Origin of the sequence: Kitasatospora sp. GP30 (assembly GCF_029892145.1) — a bacterium.
In the GTDB taxonomy this organism is placed as follows: domain Bacteria; phylum Actinomycetota; class Actinomycetes; order Streptomycetales; family Streptomycetaceae; genus Kitasatospora; species Kitasatospora acidiphila.
Window position 1 is genome coordinate 16,518 of sequence record NZ_JARZAH010000012.1, and the last position, 16,805, is coordinate 33,322.

Below are 16,805 nucleotides of genomic sequence, written 5' to 3' on the forward strand. Positions count from 1 at the left end.
CCGTCAACCAGCGCATGACGAGCACACGGCGCGCTTGCGATCACGGAACACGGCCGGGCAAACCGGACACGGCGCTGGTGCTGTCCTGGTGGACCGGCCGGTGTGCTGGGTATGTCCGACGAACCCGCGGTGCTGGGTTACGGTGCGCTGAGGACGGTCAGTACGGCTCGGGCCAGGACGTCTTCCCGCCAGCCGGCAGCAGGAACGCCCCGGCGTCGCTGGAAGGACGGCGGGGCGAGGGTTGCGGTCTGCATGCCGAAGGCGAATCGGCGCGGATGGGACCGGCCGCGCCGGTCACGGATCCGGCCGTCCCGGCTGACGTCCAGGAGTCCGTGGGTGGTGATGGCGGCTCCCTGCGCCCGCAGGTCGTCCAGCAGCGGGGAGAGCGACGTGGCGTGCTGCATGGTCGGCACCCTGGCCTCCACCAGGGCACGGGCGGCAGTCGATGCCCCGGGGACGGTCGCGCTGTGGGCGCGGAAGACGCCGTGCGCCGGATCGGCGCTGACCGCGGTCCGCTCCCCGAGGAAGCGGACGATCCCGGCTTCGGCCAGGGCGAGCAGCTGACGGATCCGGTGGGCGGGCGGGCCGGCGGCGTGGAACCGGAAGGTGTCCCGGTGCCATGACCAGGCCTCACCCAGCGGCGCCAGGTGTCGCATGACGGACAGCAGCGCCCCGCGCACTGCGAGCTCGTAGCTGTGCGTCGGGTTCTGGCGACGGGCGAGGTCGTCTGCCAGGTAGGCGTGGACAGCGGGTTGGAGGGCGTCGAGGGTCGGGCAGCGCACGCGGCTCAACGGCCGGTGCCTGGCAGCCTGGCCGAACCGGTCGGCCGGGTCGGGTACGTGCGCCGCGACGAGTGCGCGCAGGGAGGGACTCCCGGGCTCGCAGTCCGCGAACCGCGCCTCGAACGCGGACCACCGCCCGCGGGTGCGCTCCGGATGGGCGGCGAACAGTCGGTGGTAGTGGGCGTACCCCAACTCCTGGAGGATCAGGGGCTGGATGTCCCGGGCGAAGTCCAGTGCCCCCTGCCGTGCCCGGAGTCGGCGGACCTGGTCGGGGCCGAAGAAGCGCGGCAGCGGCGTCGGTTCGCCCCACCACCGGTAGCCGATCTCGGCGCGGCGCGGCACACCGCGCCGCGACCCCGCATACAGGATCGGCTCCTGCCCGGAGGGGAGGTAGGTCAGCCCGCCGGCCCCGGGAGGGCCGTCCGGCACGAACCGGCCGCCCCTGCCCTCGGTGAGCAGCCCCACCATGTCGATGAAGGTGAGTCCGATCCCTCGCACGAGGACCGGCTCACCAGGGGGCAGGACGGACAGGTCAATGTCCGCAACAGCCGCGGGCCGCAGGTGGATCAGGCCGTGGCGCTCGGCGAACGAGGCCAACTCGTCCTGCTCCGGCCCCGATTCCGCCTCTGCGTGTCCGAGGGCGAACACCACCGCGTCGGCGATGAGGGGTTCGGCGCGACCGTGCAACCAGACGCGTTGCCGATCGTTGTCGCCGCCCGCCACCCTGACGGCGCGGCACCGGTGCTCGTGGACCGTCACCCCCTGCGGCAGGTTCGCGACCGCGGATGCGTACGCCCACCGCAGGTAGGCGCCCTGCAGGCGGCGACTCGCATAGGACCGCGCGGTCAAGTTCCTCGCCTCGGCCACCAGGTCCGGCGCGAGCTCGACGCCCGGCTCACCGAGGCCTGCGGCCCTCGACCACTGGGTCAGTGACCAGCGGCAGGTGTCCGAGTCCGAGCCCTGGCTCGACCCCAGGTCTCCGTCGAACATGGTGATGAGCTCCGCGTGATTGTTCATCCGCAGCAGCGGGGACTGCTCGTCGCGCCAGATCCGGCCTGCTCCCGGGGGGTACGGGTCGACCAGATGGATCTCCAACCGCTGACGCCCGAGGATTCCGGGCGCGTGTGCGGCGATCCGTTCCAGCATCCTGGTCCCTCGCGGCCCCGCACCCACCACCGCCACGGCGGCGCTCGGCTTCTCGATCACGGTGAAGGCTCCTCATCGGGGCACGTTGATGCGGTCAGGGGACTGTTCGGAGGCAACAGGGCGCTCGGCCGGGGGTGTTCGGGCGGCGAGAGCCGGCAGTGCGCGGGCCAGGCGTTCGACAGCGGCGTCAAGTTCGGTCAGCGGAAGGCCGGTTGCCACGGCACGGCCGAGACCGACGGGTGCGCGGTGGTCGGCGAGGCAGCTCCGCAATGTGGCGACGGTGGCCTCGGTCCGAGCCTCGGCGGGCCCCACGACGGGCCCGGCGGCGAGCGTGCGGAGCGGCCGGCAGCAGTCGCGCAGGGCGTCCACCAGATCGGCTCGATGGGGAACGCCGGTGCGCGAGCCGCTGCGGAGGAGCCGGTGCAGCCGATGCGGTGCGGCGACCTCCTCCACCGCGGCGGCGGCGTCTTCGAACCGCACCAGCGCCGCGTCGGCTCCGCTGCCGGTGCGGCGGGCGTCGAGGACGGCCGCCAGCTCATCGAGGGCGACCGTCAGCCGGAAGCGCAGCACGTCACCCGCGCGAACAGGTGCCAGGAGCCAGCCCACGGTGACGGCGAGCAGGTACCCCAGGGCCAGCGCCTGGAGCCTGACCGGCAGGAGGTGCACGTCGAACCGGCCGAGGTAGCCGTTCAGCAGGGACATCATCGCGGTCAGCGCGGCGACGAACAGCGGCAGGCTGACCTCTCGCAGCCCTGCCGCCGTGGTGAGCACCACCAGGATCAGGACGATGCCCTGCGCCCCTTCTGGATGGCACACCGCGGCGAGACCCGTGGCGAGCAGGGTGCCGGCCACGGCACCGACGCCACGCTCGGCTGCTCTCAGGACCAGGTTGGCCCGGCCGCCCGTGGCGGAGCCGACGACCATCGCGCTCAGCACGGTCCACGGCCAGTGCCTCGCGTAGAGCAGCATGCCCGCGGTGAACGCCGCGGTGAGCAGGACACTCGTCTGCAGCGCCTTCCGGGTGCCGGCCGACATCGTCCCCGGCCGCCGAGGGGGCAGCGGTCCTGCTCGGCGGCCTGCCCACCCGGGCAGCCCGGTCAGCCGGTGGCCGACCCAGCGCACCGTGGGACCCCACCAGAACGCCGGCAGGGCGGCCAGGGCCAGCCAGCCGCCGACGGGCCACCAGCCCCGTACACCCACGGGCGCCATCAACGAGGCGATCAGCGCCAGCGGCACCACGGCGCCGGCCCGCCCGGCCCTCCTGCCGAACCGCCGGACCCAGCCCGAGGCGGTCACGAGCGCGACGAAGGCCGCCGCGCCCACGACCGGATGCCGGGGCATCAGCCAGGCGAGAGCGGCCGCGGTCCCGGCGACCGCGGCGAACACCGCGGAGGGCAGGAGCTCTTCACCCGCGGGTCGACCGCTCGTTCTCCTGCTGAGGACGAAGGCGAACGCCGCCCCTGGCAGCGCCAGCAGCCGTGTGGGCAAGCCCGCGAGGCAGGCCAGCGACGCCGCCGAGCCCAGGGACAGCAGGACGGTCGAGACGACCAGCGAGAGCCGGTACGCCCGCCCTGCCCACACGCTCCGGGGCTCACGGGACCGGCGGGAGCCGGCCCCGGGCGCGTTCGCAGGCTCCCCGTCGTACGGTGCGGGTGCCACCAGGTCGGCTCCTTCAGCCTGCGGGGCTCATCGCGACCTTCCGGGCGCCGACGGGATCGCAGAGGTTGTCACGGCATCGCAGAGGTGGGATCGCAGAGGTTGTCACGGGATCGCAGGGGTTGTCGGCTGCGCAGCGGCGACAGCGTTCGCGCGCTCCCTGAGCTGGTCGAGCAGGACTTTCCGACGCACCTTGCCGAGTTCGGTGCGGGGAAAGTGGGTGACGTGTTCGATCCGGGTGGGCAGGCAGGAGGCGTGGAAGCCGAGCCCAGCCACGTGATCGCGCACGTCCCGCAGTTCCAGCCGGGTTCGGGAGATGACCACGGCGCACGCGGTCTCGCGGCCGTCGGCGTGCGGCCAGGGCACCAGCACCACGTCATCGATGTCGGGGTGCCTCAGCAGCACGTCCTCGATGTCGGCGACCGGGATCCGCCAGATGTCGCCGATGCGCTCGGCCACCCGGCCGACGAACCGCAGTCCGCCCGCCCCGTCGGGCTCCACCAGGTCTCCCGTGTCCAGCCAACCCTCGTCCTGGAAGGATGACCACCTGACCTGCCCGCTGTCCCGGCCGACCGTCGCCAGGCACACCGCAGGCCCGCGCACGTGCAGGCGGAAGACGTCGCCGTGGTGTGTCCGGCCGGCCGGCTCCAGCCGGACCTCTCCCCCCAGCCCCATCCGGCCGAGGCTGCGGCTGGCCTGCTCCGGCGGATCATCCGGGACGGTGAAGATCGCGTTGGCGCACTCGGTCATGCCCCAGACGTTCAGCACGACCGGACACAGCCCCTCCCGCACCTCGGACAGGAGTACCTGGGGCAGCGGAGCGCCGAAGCTGTGGATGGATCGCAGGCTCGACACGTCGCGGGCCTGGCGCCGCTGCTCCTCGCTCAGGGTGCGGAGGATCAGGGGCGAGGTCCACAGCTCGGTGACCCCGGTCCGCTCGATCAGGTCCAGCCAGCTTCCCGGGTCCCGGCTGTCACTGAAGAGCATCGGCGTCATCCGCGAAGTGGTGCGAAGGGCCTTCAGGAACCCCGCGATGAAGGACATTCCGGAGGTGATCGCCTGGAGCTGCCCGGGGGCCGGTGCGGCACGCCGCAGGGGCACTCCGTACAGCGTGTTGGCACTGTGTGCGACCAGTTGGGTCTCGCTGGTGGTCCCGGAGGTCATCAGGAGTGCGCACACGTCGTCGGCAGCGAGGGGAGCGAGGTCGTGCGGCCGCCCGCCGGCGGGGTGTCGGCCGTGGAAGGCGTGGTCGAGACTGACCGCGCTCGTGGCGGCGGCGTCACCGATGACGATGCGGTGGCGCAGGTCGGGCAGCCGGGACGCCTGTTCCAGGAGCCGCTGTGCGTGCTCGACGCCGTCCCACTCGTCGGGAACGACGCATGCCACGGCGCCGGTCGCGGCGAGCACCCGCTCGGTCTCGTACGGGCCGAAGAGCATGCCCATGGGAGCGATGACCGCCCCGGCCCGCAAGCAGGCGACCATCAGGACCGCGGTTTCCCACCAGGCGGGCAGCTGGTAGGCCACCACGTCGCCGCGGCGTACGCCGAGGTCCCGCAGGGCTCCGGCGACGGCGTCCGCGCGAGCGTCGAACTCGCGGAACGACAGTGGGACCAGCCGGCTTTCGCGGTGCCGCCACGTCAACAGGGCTGTGGCATCGGGGCTTTCGGCGGCGGAATCCCTCAGATCATCGGAGAACGTCGTATCACGCCACCAGCCCTGTTCACGGTAGCCCCGGGCAAGCCCGGCGGGCGGAACGACGGACTCCCACGCAGTGCGCACGCGTACCTCTCAAGTCAGGGTCGGACCTGCCGCCTCCGCCAGGAGGCCGAGCAGGACTTTTCGGCGCACCTTGCCGAGTTCGGTGCGGGGAAAGTGGGTGACGTGCTCGATCCGGGTGGGCAGATGGGACTCGTGGAAGCCGAGTCCGGCCACGTGGTCGCGCACGTCCCGCAGTTCCAGCCGGGTTTGGGAGATGACGACGGCGCACGCGGTCTCACGGCCGTCGGCGTGCGGCCAGGGCACCAGCACCACATCGTCGATGTCGGGGTGCGTCAGCAGTGCGTCCTCGATGTCGGCGACCGGGATCTGCCAGGCATCACCGATGCGTTCGGCCACCCGACCTGCGAACCGCAGTCCGCCCACCCCGTCGGGCTCCACCAGGTCTCCCGTGTCCAGCCAACCGTCGTCGTGGGAGGGCGACCACTTGACCTGCCCGCTGTCCCGGCCGACCGTCGCCAGGCACAGCGCGGGCCCGCGCACGTGCAGCCGGAAGGCCTTCCCGTCGACGGGCTCCAGGCGGATCTGCGCCCAGGCGCGGGGCCGACCGAGGCTCCGCCCCGCCCAGTCCCCCGGGTCGCCGGTGGCAGTGCCGATCAGATTCCCGGCCTCGGTCATTCCCCAGTTGTTGAGCACGACGGGACACAGTGTCTCCCGCACCACGGCCACCACCTGCGCAGACAGCGGACCGCCAACGCTGTGGACGGCCAGCAGACTTGACACGTCACGGCCCTGGCACCGCTGCTCCTCGGCGAGCGCGCGCAGCATCTGCGGCGCTGCCCACAGCAGGCGGGTCACACCGATGTCCTCGATGAGCCGCAGCCAGCACCCGGGGTCGCGGCTGTCGCTGAACACCGTCGGGGTCCGCGCACTGATCGTCCGGAGGATCTGGCGGTACCCGGTGAGGTGGCTCAGCCCCGAGGTGGTCGCGAACACCTCCCCGGCGCGGACCGGCGGATCCCAGTCCGTCACGCCGACACCCAAGGTGTTGGGGCTGCAGACGACGATCTGGGTCTCGCTGGTGGTGCCGGACGTCATCAGGAGTGCGCACACCTCGTCGGCGCCGAGCGGATCGAGGTCGCGGGCCGTGCCGGTGGGCTGTTCGCCGTGGAAGCTGCCGTGCAGGCTGACCGCGCCGGTGGCCGTGGCGTCGCCGATCACGATGCGGTGCCGCAGCGCGGGCAACCGGGCTGCCTGCTCCAGGAGTTGACGCGCGTACGGAACGCCCTCCCACTCCTCGGGAACGACGCACGCCACCGCCCCGGTCGAGGCCAGCACCCGCTCGGTCTCGTACCCGCCGAACAGCATCGGCAGCGGAGCCACCACGGCACCCGCCCTCAGGCAGGCGACGACCAGCACGGCGGCTTCCCACCAGGCCGGCAACTGGTACGCGACGACATCGCCGCGACGCACCCCGAGATCCCGCAGCGCGCCGGCGACGCTGTCGGCACGAGCGTCCAACTCGCCGAAGGACAGGGCGACCAGCCTGTCCTCACGGTGACGCCAGGTCAGCAGTGCCGGCTCGTCCGGCCGCTCGGCGGCCGCGGACCGCAGCTCCTCGGAGAACGTCTCATTCCGCCACCACCCTTGTTCCCGGTAGCGGCGAGCGACCTCGGCAGCTGGGCCGAAGGACTCCCACGCAGCACGCACGCGCACTCCGCTCACTCACTCAAAGTAGTCAGAAAACTTCTCTGCGTGATGCTAGCCCCACTCGGAGTCACCTCCAAATCGGCTCGGGCGACACCCCGCGATGTGGCCCTTCCTCGAAATACCCCATCCGCCCTTTGTGGTACGTTCCGTGACGACGGAGTCACTCTCCATCACTTCGATGGCTCGTCAACCGGGCTGCCCTGGTGGCGCCCTGAGGCGACGCCGGCGCGCATGGCGCCACCAGCGGATCACCTCGACGGGAACACCATGACGAGCGTCCTCGGCCAACCCACCCTCAAGAACCGGCTCGTGCTGTCCTTCCTGATCGGTGCGCCCTTCGCCGCGCTGCTGCTGGCCGTTCCCATGGCCTGGGGACGGGGGTTGGGGTGGAGCGACGCGGTGATCCTCGTCGTCCTGTACTGCACCACCATGCTGGGCGTCACCATGGGCATGCACCGCTACTTCACCCACGGCGCGTTCAAGGCCAACCACGCCATGCGGGTCGCGCTGGCCATCGCCGGCAGCCTCGCCGTACAGGGACCCCCGATCACCTGGGTCGCCGACCACCGCAAACACCACCAGTACGCGGACCGGGACGGTGACCCGCACTCCCCCTGGCGCTTCGGTCACACGACGGGGGCGGTGGCCAGGGGCATGGTGTACGCCCATGTCGGTTGGCTGTTCAACAAGCATGCGCCCTTGCAAACATATGCTCCCGACCTACTCACCGACCGCACCATCATGCGCATCTCACGCCACTACTGGAGACTGACCATGGTCTCCCTGCTCCTGCCCGCAGCCCTCGGCGGTCTTCTCACCTGGTCCTGGCAAGGGACGGTGACGGCGTTCTTCTGGGGCTCGCTGGTGCGCATCGCCCTGGTGCAGCACGTCTTCTTCTCCATCAACTCGATCTGCCACGTGACGGGCGACCGGCCCTTCCGCGCCCGCGACCGCTCGGGGAACGTGTGGTGGCTCTCGCTGCCCTCGTTCGGTGACGCGTGGCACAACCTCCATCACGCCGCACCGACCTGCGCCCGCCACGGGGTGCTGCGCGGCCAGCTCGACGTCTGCGCCCGGGTCATCCGCTGGTGTGAACTCCTGGGCTGGGTACGGGACGTGCGCTGGCCGGACGAGGAACGGCTGCGCCGCCGCAGCGCGTTGGACGCCCACGCCACCCGCCGGCCCATCCCCCGCGTGCCTACCGCCCATGCGGGACGGAGCGAGGCCTCATGAACGCCAGCAGCACCCGCACCGCCGGCGGCCCCACGGCCGTGACGGGCATCGGCATGGTCACCCCCGGTGGTGTCGACGCCGCCAGTACCTGGCGCAGCGTCCTTGCCGGGCGTCCCACGGCCGCCGTCGACCCGGCACTGAGTGCCCTGGGCCCCCTCAACAGCTGCCGCGTGCCCGACTTCGACAGCCCGGTGCTGAACCGCAAGGGCCGTCAACTCCTGGACCCCGTCTCCCGTTTCGCGCTCGCGGCGGTGGCCGAGGCGCTCCAGGACGCGGCGCTGGACCCGCTGCAGTGGGACCCGCCGCGGGTCGCCGTCATCGTCGGCAACTGCACCGGGGGAACCGCCACCGTGGACCGCGGCCACCTCGTCCTCGCCCAGGACGGCCCGTCAGCCGTCTCGCCGTACCTGCACCCCGCCGGGCTCGCCAACATGGCCGGGGCGCAGATCAGCCTCCGGTTCCGGGCCATGGGGCCCTGTCTGACCGTCAACACCGCCTGCTCCTCCGGCGCCGACGCGATCGGCCTCGCCAACACCCTGCTGCACAACCAGGTGTGCGACATCGCCGTGGCCTGCGGCTCCGAAGCGGCCATCAGCCCGCTCATGGCCAGTGGCTTCCACCGGATCAACGCGCTGTCCCGCAACGAGAAGTCCGACCTGGCCTCCCGGCCCTTCGACCGGGACCGGGACGGCTTCGTCCTGGCCGAGGGTGCGGCGGCGCTCATCCTCGAACGCCCGGAGCACGCCGAGGCCCGCAACGCCCGGGTCCGGGGGAGGCTGCTGGCGCACGCCGCGACCTGCGACTCCCATCACGTGACCGCTCCGCACCCGGAGGCCATGGGCGCCGAAGCCGCCATCCGCGACGCGCTGCGCGCTGCCGGCGCGGCACCCGCCGACGTCGGCCACGTCAACGCCCACGGCACCTCCACCAAGCTCAACGACCGCGTCGAGGCCGCCCTGCTCACCCGACTGTTCCCGCACCGCCCACCGGTGACCTCCGTGAAGGGCGCCCTCGGGCACGCCCTGGGTGCCGCCGGCGCCATCGAGGCCGCCCTCACCGTCCTCACCCTCGAACACGCCGTGGTCCCCCCGACCGCCGGCCTCGACGTGCCGGACGCGGACATCGACATCGATGTGGTGACCCGCGCCGCACGCCCGCACCGGGCGCAGGTGGCGGTCAGCAATTCCTCCGGCTTCGGCGGGCACAACGCCGCCCTGGTGTTCGCCGTGCCGTGACCGCCCGCCAGTCGTCTCCCCCGAACTCGCCACACACCAGTCCCACAGCCAATCCGGGAAAGGAACCCGCCATGGACACCATCACCCACCTCAGCGAACTGGTCAGCGCCGTAGCCGAGGTGCCCCTCGCGAGGGTCACGCCCCAGTCCACCCTCAGGGAGCTCCACGTGGACTCCCTGGCCCGGGTGGACCTGGCCATGCGGGTCCAGTCCGCCTTCGGGGTGCCCCTTGAGGACGGTGACCTCCGGCCGCACCACACCGTCGGTGACATGGCCGCCCTCATCGACACGAAACTGGCGTCGGCCGCCCGCTGAGGCACGGGACCTCCAGGCCGGAGAGCCGAGGGTGCTGACGCCGGTCGTCCGCGCCGATGCTGCTCTCCGTTGCCGAGGTCCTGCCCACCCGGCTGGCCGGCCGACCTGACGGTCACGGTCCCGGGCCCGGAGGACTCCTGGAGACGGGAGCACCCGAGGGTTCGTGGCGGCCCGCCCGGGGGAACATTGGTCGAGCAGTGGACACCGAGCGTAAGGAATGTGCGATGGCGACAGGAACCGTGAAGTGGTTCAACGCGGACAAGGGATTCGGCTTCATCAGCCAGGACGACGGCGGGCCGGACGTCTTCGTGCACTTCTCCGCGATCCAGTCCCAGGGCTTCAAATCCCTCATGGACAACGACAGGGTCGAATACGACCTGGTGCAGGGAGCGAAGGGGCCACAGGCCGAGAACGTCGTGGTCCTCGAGCAGTAGGCCACGCTGCCGGCGGCGTGGGGCCGGGAAAGGACCTCGCGGCGAGCAGCACCGCTCGCTGCCCCCGGTCGTGGCGGCGGTCGTCGGGCCGGCCAAGACGGTCTCGCCGAACATCGAGGTGGCCCTCACCTCCGCCGGGCTGCCCGCCTCGGTGATGGGCGTGGTGATCGCCCTGGTGGTGCTGCTGCCGGAGACCATCACGGCGATCCGGGCCGCCCGCCGGGACCAGGTGCAGATCGGGCTCAAGCCGGCCCTCGGCTCGGCGATGGCCGGGATGACCATTCCGGCGGTCGCGCCGGCCTGGGTGCGGCTGAAGGGGCCGCTGGTGCTGGGCTTGAGCGTCACCCATCTGGTGCTGCCGGCTCTGATCGTGGCGGTCGGCGCCCTGACGGTGATCCCGGGCCGCGCAACTCCCCGGCAGGGCGGGGTGCACCTGTCGGTGCCGGCGGGCTACGTCGTGCTCGCCGTCGGCCCCTGACGTCCGTTCGCTCATCCGCCTGCACGCCCGTTCGCCCACACACCTGCACGCCCGGCCGCTCACCCACCCCACCGCCCCCGGTTGCGAGCCGCGGCCGGCTGATCGAGCCTGGCCGCACACCTGTGCATCACCGCTGGAGGGCAGAGCCGTGACCAAGATGACCGCCTACCGTGAGGGCGTCCCGTGCTGGGTCGACCTCGCCGCCCCGGACGCCGAACGGGCGATGGCCTTCTACCAGGAGCTGTTCGGCTGGGAGTACGCCGACACCGGAGAGCAGGGCGGCCACTACCGGATGGCCCTCAAGCACGGCACCCCGGTGGCCGGCATCTCCCCCGAGCCCGGAGCCGGCAAGACCCACTGGACCACCTATCTGGCGGCGGACGACATCGACGCGGTGGCCGCGCGGGTCCGGGACGCGGGCGGCCAGGTGCTGGACGGCCCGCTGGACGTGCAGGAGGCGGGTCGCTGGGCGATGGCCAAGGACCCGGCGGGCGCGATGTTCGGCCTGTGGCAGGCGGGCGGCCACATCGGCTCCGGCCTGGCCAACGAGCCGGGCACGTTCACCTGGAACGAGAACCTGTCCACCGACCCGCGCGCCGTCCGTGCCTTCTACCACCAGGTCTTCGGCTACGAGTACGACGAGATCCCGGGCATGGACTACACGGTGATCAAGCTGCACGGCGCGCCGGTCGGCGGCATCGGCGAGCAGCCGCCGATGATCCCGCCGGGCACCCCGTCCTTCTGGACCACCTACTTCCACGTCGGCGACACCGATCTGACGACGGCCCAGATCGCCGAGCTCGGCGGCCAGATCCTGGTGCCGCCGACCGACTCCCCCTACGGCCGGATGGCGGTGGCCCGGGACGACGGCGGCGCCTCGTTCTGCGTCATCGCGCCGCCGCGCGGCTGACCAGACCTCCCGCCGAAGCCGGGTTTCGGAGCGGTCGACCGGCGCGGTAAACTCGCGCAGATTGGTCTAGACCTCTACATACACGCTTTCGGACGGTGGGTCAAGATGGAGATAGTGATCGTTCCCGACGCCGCGGCGGGCGGTGAGCTGATCGCCACGGCGATCGCGGAGCTGTTCACCCGCAAGCCCGACGCGCTGCTCGGCGTGGCCACCGGGTCGACGCCGCTGCCGATCTACCGGGCCCTGGAGGCCAAGGTGACGGCGGGGACGCTCGACGTCTCGCGGGCCCGGGTCTGCCAGCTCGACGAGTACGTGGGCCTGCCCGCCGGCCACCCCGAGTCCTACCGCGAGGTGCTGCTGCGCGAGGTGCTGGAGCCGCTGGGCATCCCCGGCGAGCGCTTCATCGGCCCGGACGGCTCGGCCGAGGACATCGCCACCGCCGCGCGCGCCTACGACCAGGAGCTGGCCACCGCCGGCGGCGTCGACCTGCAACTGCTGGGCATCGGCACCGACGGTCACATCGGCTTCAACGAGCCGTGCTCCTCGCTCTCCTCACGCACCCGGATCAAGACCCTGACCGAGCAGACCCGGGTGGACAACGCCCGCTTCTTCAACAGTCTGGACGAGGTCCCGCACCACGTGCTCACCCAGGGCATCGGCACCATCCTGGAGGCTCGCCACCTGATCCTGCTGGCCACCGGCGCGGCCAAGGCCCAGGCGGTCGCCCAGGCCGTCGAGGGCCCGCTCGCCGCCCTGGTGCCCGCCTCGGCCCTGCAGTTGCACCCGCACGCCACCGCGGTGGTGGACGAGGCGGCGGCGGCCGACCTCAAGCTGGCCGACTACTTCCGGGCGACCTACGCGGCCAAGCCCAGCTGGCAGTCGCTCTGACACTGCGTGCTCCAGGACCGCCTGCTCGGAGACTGCGTGCTCTGAGCCTGCGTGCTCTGAGACCGCTCCGCCCCGGGCGGGCAGCGGCTTCGGCCGGTGCCCGCCCGATTGCTGTCACCTCAGACGATCATCGACTTGAAGATTTCTTCATATTCAGTGGATGATGCTCCCGGAACAGGGAGGAGTGGACATGCCGGTACCGCTGTACCAAGCCAAGGCGGAGTTCTTCCGCACCCTCGGCCACCCCGCCCGGATCCGGGTCCTCGAACTGCTGCAGGACGGCCCCAGGCCGGTCCGGGAGCTGCTGGAGGAGATCGAGATCGAGCCGTCCAGCCTCTCCCAGCAGCTCGCCGTGCTGCGCCGCAGCAGCCTGGTCACGGCGACCCGGGAGGGCAGCACGGTGATCTACGCGCTGTCCACGCCGGACGTCGCCGAACTGCTGCGAGCCGCCCGCCGCATCCTCACCGAGATGCATCCACACCTCAGCCTGGGCGATCAGGGCACCCTGCCCGCCCAGCCGCGCGACACCACCACCACGCGAGCCGCCCTGTGAGCGCCCCAGTACCGGAGGACACCATGGCCGAGCAGTCCGCGCCGCCGTTCATCTCCCCCACCGACGCCGCCGCGCGCAACGCGGCCGAGAGCACGGTCCGCGACGAGCGGACCAAGCGGAGGGCAGCGCTGGTCCGCGCCGCCATCTACATCGCCGGAACGCACTTCTTCGCGTTCTTCGTGATGCTGCTGTTCTTCCTGGGCGACCACAAGCACTGACCACCCACCGGGGGTGGGTGGTCAGCGAGCTTCGTGGTCAGCGACCTGACTAGTGGTCGACTCCGGAAATCCTGCGGGGGCTGACCCCGGAGTCAGTGCCGTGAGTGTCGCCGCGTCGGAGTTCGGGCCCGGTCGACGCAGTCGGGGGCGTCTTCGGGGCTGCCGGCGAAGGATCTGTTTGGCGGCCGCAGCGGTTGTTGTCGGCTCGTCAGCGCCCGCCGGACCGCGCGTTGCGGCGGAACGGTGATGGCGTGCATCCGAGTCAGGCATGGGCGGTTGCGCGGTGGTGGCCGATGCCGAGGCGATGGGCGGTGCGGGTCATGAGCCGGGACATTCGGGAGGGCAGGGCGTCGGGGGCGGGCACGGTGATCGGCCGCTACCAACTCTGACGGTCCGTCAGTTCATCGCTCGTCCTCGAAAGGTTGCGCCGCCCGGTGGCCGCGGTCCGCGAGGCGGCGGACGGCCAGGGCTGCGCCGAGGATTTGGACGCCGCGGGTGGTGTGCGGGTCGACGCCGGTCAGGTGGGCGGCGCGGGCGAGGCGGTTGTCGACCGTGTTGGGGTGGACCGCCAGCGCCTGCGCGGTGCGGCGCCGGTCGAGGTCGCAGTCGAGGAAGGCGGCGACCGTCTCGACCAGGCCGGGGTGGCGGTCCAACGGGTCCAGGAGCGCGGCCAGTTCGGCGGAACTGTCCACCGGGCCGGCCAGGTGGTATTCGAGGAGGACGTCGCGGAGCCGGTGCAGGCCGGGCTTGCGGGCGACGGCCGCGATGCGGTCGGCCTGCCGGGCGGCCGCGGGGACGTCCTGCGGGGTGGCGGCCGAGGCCGCGCCCGCGGTCGGCGGCTGGGGCAACCCGCTGGAGAGGCAGCGGACCACCTCGGGGTACGGAGTCCCGCTTGGCAGCAGGACGTAGCCGCCAAGCCCATTCGGGAGGCTGAGCGCGCGGCCTTCGGCGGCCGGGGCCAAGCGGGTCAGGACCTGCTGGAGCAACCGCCGGGCCGCGACCGGCTCATCGACTCCGGGGGCGCCGACGCTGAGCACCAGATAGCCCGGTTCGAGGGGGAGGCCGTAGCGCTCGGCCACCTCCTCCGGCGCGTCGCCTCGGATCAGGGCCCGGGCCAACTCCCGTGCGGACGCCTGCTGGTCGGCCAGCCCCGCGAGGTAGGCCTCGGTGACGATCTCCACGGTGGCGTTGAGCGCCGTGAGTTGCTGACGGGCCAGCAGGAGCAGGGCAACCTCCTCACCGGGACGGGCGGCAGCGGCGAGCGCGTCCATCAGCACCTCGACGCCGACGTGGTACGCCCTGAGCAGCTTGACCAGGGGCACGCCCTCCTTGGCGCGCTGGGCGGCCCGCTCCCGGAACAGCTCGGTGTCGATGTCCGGGAGGCCCTGCACGTGGCGGAGGAATCCGCGAAGCGCATGCCGGGTGGTGTCGGCGATCTCCAGATCCTGCATGTCGCCGGGGAGGCGGTCGAACCCGGGGACCTCGGCCCGTGCGCGCTCGACGATCCGCCTGGCCAACCGGTTGACCTGGGGTGCGAGGCGAGCCGCCAGCCGGGCGGCCTGCTCGCGCACCGCCTCGCTGCTCGGCGGAGGCTCCTGCGCGACCCCATCGAGTTGTGACATGTCACAACGATAGCCCGCTCCCGGTGTCCGCCGGGCGGGTTGTCCGGGCTCGTCGACCGGGCGAGAGTGGGACGGGAGCGAAGCGGATCTTCAAGCCGGCAGTCACCGGCTCCGCCCATCAGCAGCCCCGCAGCCACCGGGACGTGGGCGCCCGGACGAGTAACGGGAAGTGCCATGAGTTTCTCCATCACCGAGTACGCCGACCGGGTCTGGGACGGCGCCGCCGACGACAGCATCGTGCACACCGGGCAGGCCGGTGCGGGGGTGATCGACGTGACGGACGGCGTCGGCTGGTACCCGGGCTTCGGCAACGTCATCACCTTCCGCGGCGACAGTGAGATCGTCCTGTTCGACACCGGCAATCCACTGGCCGCGGGCTCGCTGCACCAGGCCGTGCGCGCGTGGAGCCGGGATCCGGTCACCACGGCGGTCTTCTCCCACGGACACATCGACCACGTCTTCGGCATGGGACCGTTCGACGCCGAGGACGCGCCCCGGCCCACCGTGGTCGCCCAGGAGCGGATCGGCGAGCGGTTCGACCGCTACCTGCTGACCAACGGCTACAACGCGGTGATCAACCAGCGGCAGTTCCAGGCACCGAACCTGACCTGGCCGACCGAGTACCGCAGGCCCGAGGTGACCTACCGGGACGCACTCACCGTCACCCGCGGCGGCCTGACCTTCGAACTGTTCCACGTGCGGGGCGAGACGGACGACGCGACCGTCGCCTGGATCCCCGAGCACCGCATCCTCTGCCCCGGCGACATGTTCATCTGGGTCACCCCCAACTGCGGCAACCCGCAGAAGGTCCAGCGCTACCCCCGGGAATGGGCCCTCGCCCTGCGCCGGATGGCCGCGCTGAACGCGGAGATCATGCTGCCCTCGCACGGCGCCCCGATCTTCGGCGCCGACCGGATCCGCCAGGCGCTCACCGAGACCGCCGAGTGGCTGGAGAGCCTGGTCGAGCAGACCCTGGACGGCCTCAACTCCGGTGCCCGGCTTGACGATCTCGTGCACTCGGTCCGTCCGCCCGCGCACCTGGCCGACCGCGTCTACCTCCAGGCCAAGTACGACGAACCGGAGTTCATCGTGCGCAACCTCTGGCGGCGCTACGCCGGCTGGTACGACGGGAACCCCGCGCACCTCAAGCCCGCCCCCGACACCCGACTCGCGACCGCCCTGGCCGAGCTCGCCGGTGGCGCGGTCGCCCTGACGGACGCCGCCCGCCGCTACGCCGAGGCGGGCGAGCTCCGGCTGGCCGGGCACCTGGCCGAGCTGGCCGTTCAGGCCGCACCGGACGACGCCGCCCTGCACGCGGTCCGCGCCGAGGTCAACCAGGCCCGCGCCGAAGCCGAGACCTCCCTGATGGCCAGGGGCATCTTCACCTGGACGGCCGCGGAGTCACGCGAGCGGTCCGGCGGAGCGGGACTCGCGGACGGCCCGGCGGCGGGGTTGCTTGGGACCGGTCACGGCGTGCAGGCCGAGCGCTCCTAGTTCGGCGCCGCAGCGAACCGGGTGGTCAGCGCCCGGTTCGCTGCGGGCAACCTGCCGGTGCCGACCGCGCCCAGGCCGATCAGTGGGCCACCTGCCGGTGCCGACCGCGCCCCGGCCGCTCGGTCAGCCAGCGGGCCGTGAAGATCAGGATCGCCAGCACGGTCAGGCCCCAGAACACCGCCATGATCTCCACCACCTGCTCGGTGGCGATCTGGTAGGCGCACAGGCCCAGCCCCATCGACACACCGACCATGATCAGCACCCAGGTCAGCCTGATGTTCCACACCGCGTCCCACATGTCGCGGAACGGGTGCGGCTTGGGCGCCCCCTTCTCGGACTTGCTCTGCTGCTCCATGGCGGACATCGACGACCTCCTCGGCCCGGCCGGTTCGGACTCCTCCATCCTGCGCCTGGCC

15 protein-coding genes and 1 pseudogene are annotated in these 16,805 nt (G+C 72.1%); 10 read left to right on the forward strand and 6 right to left on the reverse strand.

Translation table 11 applies throughout. The annotated features are described in order from the left end of the window. Positions 1 to 137 precede the first annotated feature (137 nt). The 4 genes from P3T35_RS19070 to P3T35_RS19085 all read right to left on the reverse strand — a co-directional run bounded on the left by P3T35_RS19070 (position 138) and on the right by P3T35_RS19085 (position 7,010). The gene (locus tag P3T35_RS19070; protein WP_280706963.1) at positions 138 to 1,988 is read right to left on the reverse strand and encodes an FAD/NAD(P)-binding protein; all 1,851 of its coding nucleotides are present in this window, start codon (positions 1,986 to 1,988) and stop codon (positions 138 to 140) included. 12 nt (positions 1,989 to 2,000) lie between these two features. Then, positions 2,001 to 3,587, reverse strand: coding sequence for an FUSC family protein (locus P3T35_RS19075; RefSeq protein WP_143676725.1), 1,587 nt, complete (start codon positions 3,585 to 3,587; stop codon positions 2,001 to 2,003). Between the two features lie 102 nt (positions 3,588 to 3,689). Further along, positions 3,690 to 5,363, reverse strand: a complete 1,674-nt coding sequence (locus P3T35_RS19080) for an AMP-binding protein (protein ID WP_101378817.1) — start codon at positions 5,361 to 5,363, stop codon at positions 3,690 to 3,692. A 9-nt stretch (positions 5,364 to 5,372) separates the two neighbouring features. Continuing rightward, entirely contained in the window at positions 5,373 to 7,010 is a 1,638-nt protein-coding gene (locus tag P3T35_RS19085) for an AMP-binding protein (protein ID WP_180356308.1), read from the reverse strand. Positions 7,011 to 7,277: 267 nt separating this feature from the next. Between P3T35_RS19085 and P3T35_RS19090 the strand changes: the two genes are divergently transcribed. The 9 genes and pseudogenes from P3T35_RS19090 to P3T35_RS19130 all read left to right on the forward strand — a co-directional run bounded on the left by P3T35_RS19090 (position 7,278) and on the right by P3T35_RS19130 (position 13,273). Then, positions 7,278 to 8,243: an acyl-CoA desaturase gene (locus tag P3T35_RS19090; protein ID WP_280706967.1), complete on the forward strand. Its 966-nt coding sequence runs from the start codon at positions 7,278 to 7,280 to the stop codon at positions 8,241 to 8,243. Next, entirely contained in the window at positions 8,240 to 9,478 is a 1,239-nt protein-coding gene (locus tag P3T35_RS19095) for a beta-ketoacyl-[acyl-carrier-protein] synthase family protein (RefSeq protein WP_101378820.1), read from the forward strand. The genes P3T35_RS19090 and P3T35_RS19095 overlap by 4 nt, the downstream gene beginning before the upstream one ends. Before the next feature lie 71 nt (positions 9,479 to 9,549). Further along, positions 9,550 to 9,792, forward strand: coding sequence for an acyl carrier protein (locus P3T35_RS19100; protein WP_101378821.1), 243 nt, complete (start codon positions 9,550 to 9,552; stop codon positions 9,790 to 9,792). Positions 9,793 to 10,016: 224 nt separating this feature from the next. Continuing rightward, positions 10,017 to 10,226 carry a cold-shock protein gene (locus P3T35_RS19105; protein ID WP_101378822.1) on the forward strand — a complete coding sequence of 70 codons (210 nt, stop codon included), beginning with the start codon at positions 10,017 to 10,019 and terminating at the stop codon, positions 10,224 to 10,226. A 79-nt stretch (positions 10,227 to 10,305) separates the two neighbouring features. After that, positions 10,306 to 10,704, forward strand: a pseudogene (locus P3T35_RS19110) (ionic transporter y4hA); the annotation flags it as partial. A gap of 157 nt (positions 10,705 to 10,861) precedes the next feature. Further along, positions 10,862 to 11,614, forward strand: a complete 753-nt coding sequence (locus tag P3T35_RS19115) for a VOC family protein (protein ID WP_101384806.1) — start codon at positions 10,862 to 10,864, stop codon at positions 11,612 to 11,614. Positions 11,615 to 11,719: 105 nt separating this feature from the next. After that, positions 11,720 to 12,502, forward strand: a complete 783-nt coding sequence (gene nagB / locus P3T35_RS19120; protein ID WP_101378824.1) for a glucosamine-6-phosphate deaminase — start codon at positions 11,720 to 11,722, stop codon at positions 12,500 to 12,502. Between the two features lie 190 nt (positions 12,503 to 12,692). After that, on the forward strand, positions 12,693 to 13,055 hold the full coding sequence (locus P3T35_RS19125; protein WP_101378825.1) for a metalloregulator ArsR/SmtB family transcription factor: 363 nt from the start codon (positions 12,693 to 12,695) through the stop codon (positions 13,053 to 13,055). A gap of 23 nt (positions 13,056 to 13,078) precedes the next feature. Then, a complete protein-coding gene (locus P3T35_RS19130; RefSeq protein WP_101378826.1) occupies positions 13,079 to 13,273 on the forward strand; it encodes a DUF6126 family protein in 195 nt (64 codons plus the stop codon). 401 nt (positions 13,274 to 13,674) lie between these two features. Here P3T35_RS19130 and P3T35_RS19135 read toward each other — a convergent pair whose 3' ends face one another. Next, positions 13,675 to 14,895 carry a helix-turn-helix domain-containing protein gene (locus P3T35_RS19135; RefSeq protein ID WP_101378827.1) on the reverse strand — a complete coding sequence of 407 codons (1,221 nt, stop codon included), beginning with the start codon at positions 14,893 to 14,895 and terminating at the stop codon, positions 13,675 to 13,677. A 174-nt stretch (positions 14,896 to 15,069) separates the two neighbouring features. On the opposite strand from P3T35_RS19135, the gene P3T35_RS19140 reads away from it, so the two are divergent. After that, positions 15,070 to 16,389: an alkyl sulfatase dimerization domain-containing protein gene (locus P3T35_RS19140; protein ID WP_101378828.1), complete on the forward strand. Its 1,320-nt coding sequence runs from the start codon at positions 15,070 to 15,072 to the stop codon at positions 16,387 to 16,389. Positions 16,390 to 16,468: 79 nt separating this feature from the next. Here the strand turns inward: P3T35_RS19140 and P3T35_RS19145 are convergent, their stop codons facing one another. Next, on the reverse strand, positions 16,469 to 16,753 hold the full coding sequence (locus P3T35_RS19145) for a hypothetical protein (RefSeq protein ID WP_101378829.1): 285 nt from the start codon (positions 16,751 to 16,753) through the stop codon (positions 16,469 to 16,471). Positions 16,754 to 16,805 lie beyond the last annotated feature (52 nt).

Coding starts and splice junctions, on each gene's coding strand:
- P3T35_RS19125 (WP_101378825.1), top strand. CDS start 12,693: ATGCCGGTACCGCTGTACCAAGCCAAGGCGGAGTTCTTCCGCACCCTC.
- nagB (WP_101378824.1), top strand. CDS start 11,720: ATGGAGATAGTGATCGTTCCCGACGCCGCGGCGGGCGGTGAGCTGATC.
- P3T35_RS19130 (WP_101378826.1), top strand. CDS start 13,079: ATGGCCGAGCAGTCCGCGCCGCCGTTCATCTCCCCCACCGACGCCGCC.
- P3T35_RS19145 (WP_101378829.1), bottom strand. CDS start 16,753: ATGTCCGCCATGGAGCAGCAGAGCAAGTCCGAGAAGGGGGCGCCCAAG.
- P3T35_RS19115 (WP_101384806.1), top strand. CDS start 10,862: ATGACCGCCTACCGTGAGGGCGTCCCGTGCTGGGTCGACCTCGCCGCC.
- P3T35_RS19135 (WP_101378827.1), bottom strand. CDS start 14,895: ATGTCACAACTCGATGGGGTCGCGCAGGAGCCTCCGCCGAGCAGCGAG.
- P3T35_RS19105 (WP_101378822.1), top strand. CDS start 10,017: ATGGCGACAGGAACCGTGAAGTGGTTCAACGCGGACAAGGGATTCGGC.
- P3T35_RS19140 (WP_101378828.1), top strand. CDS start 15,070: ATGAGTTTCTCCATCACCGAGTACGCCGACCGGGTCTGGGACGGCGCC.
- P3T35_RS19090 (WP_280706967.1), top strand. CDS start 7,278: ATGACGAGCGTCCTCGGCCAACCCACCCTCAAGAACCGGCTCGTGCTG.
- P3T35_RS19095 (WP_101378820.1), top strand. CDS start 8,240: ATGAACGCCAGCAGCACCCGCACCGCCGGCGGCCCCACGGCCGTGACG.
- P3T35_RS19100 (WP_101378821.1), top strand. CDS start 9,550: ATGGACACCATCACCCACCTCAGCGAACTGGTCAGCGCCGTAGCCGAG.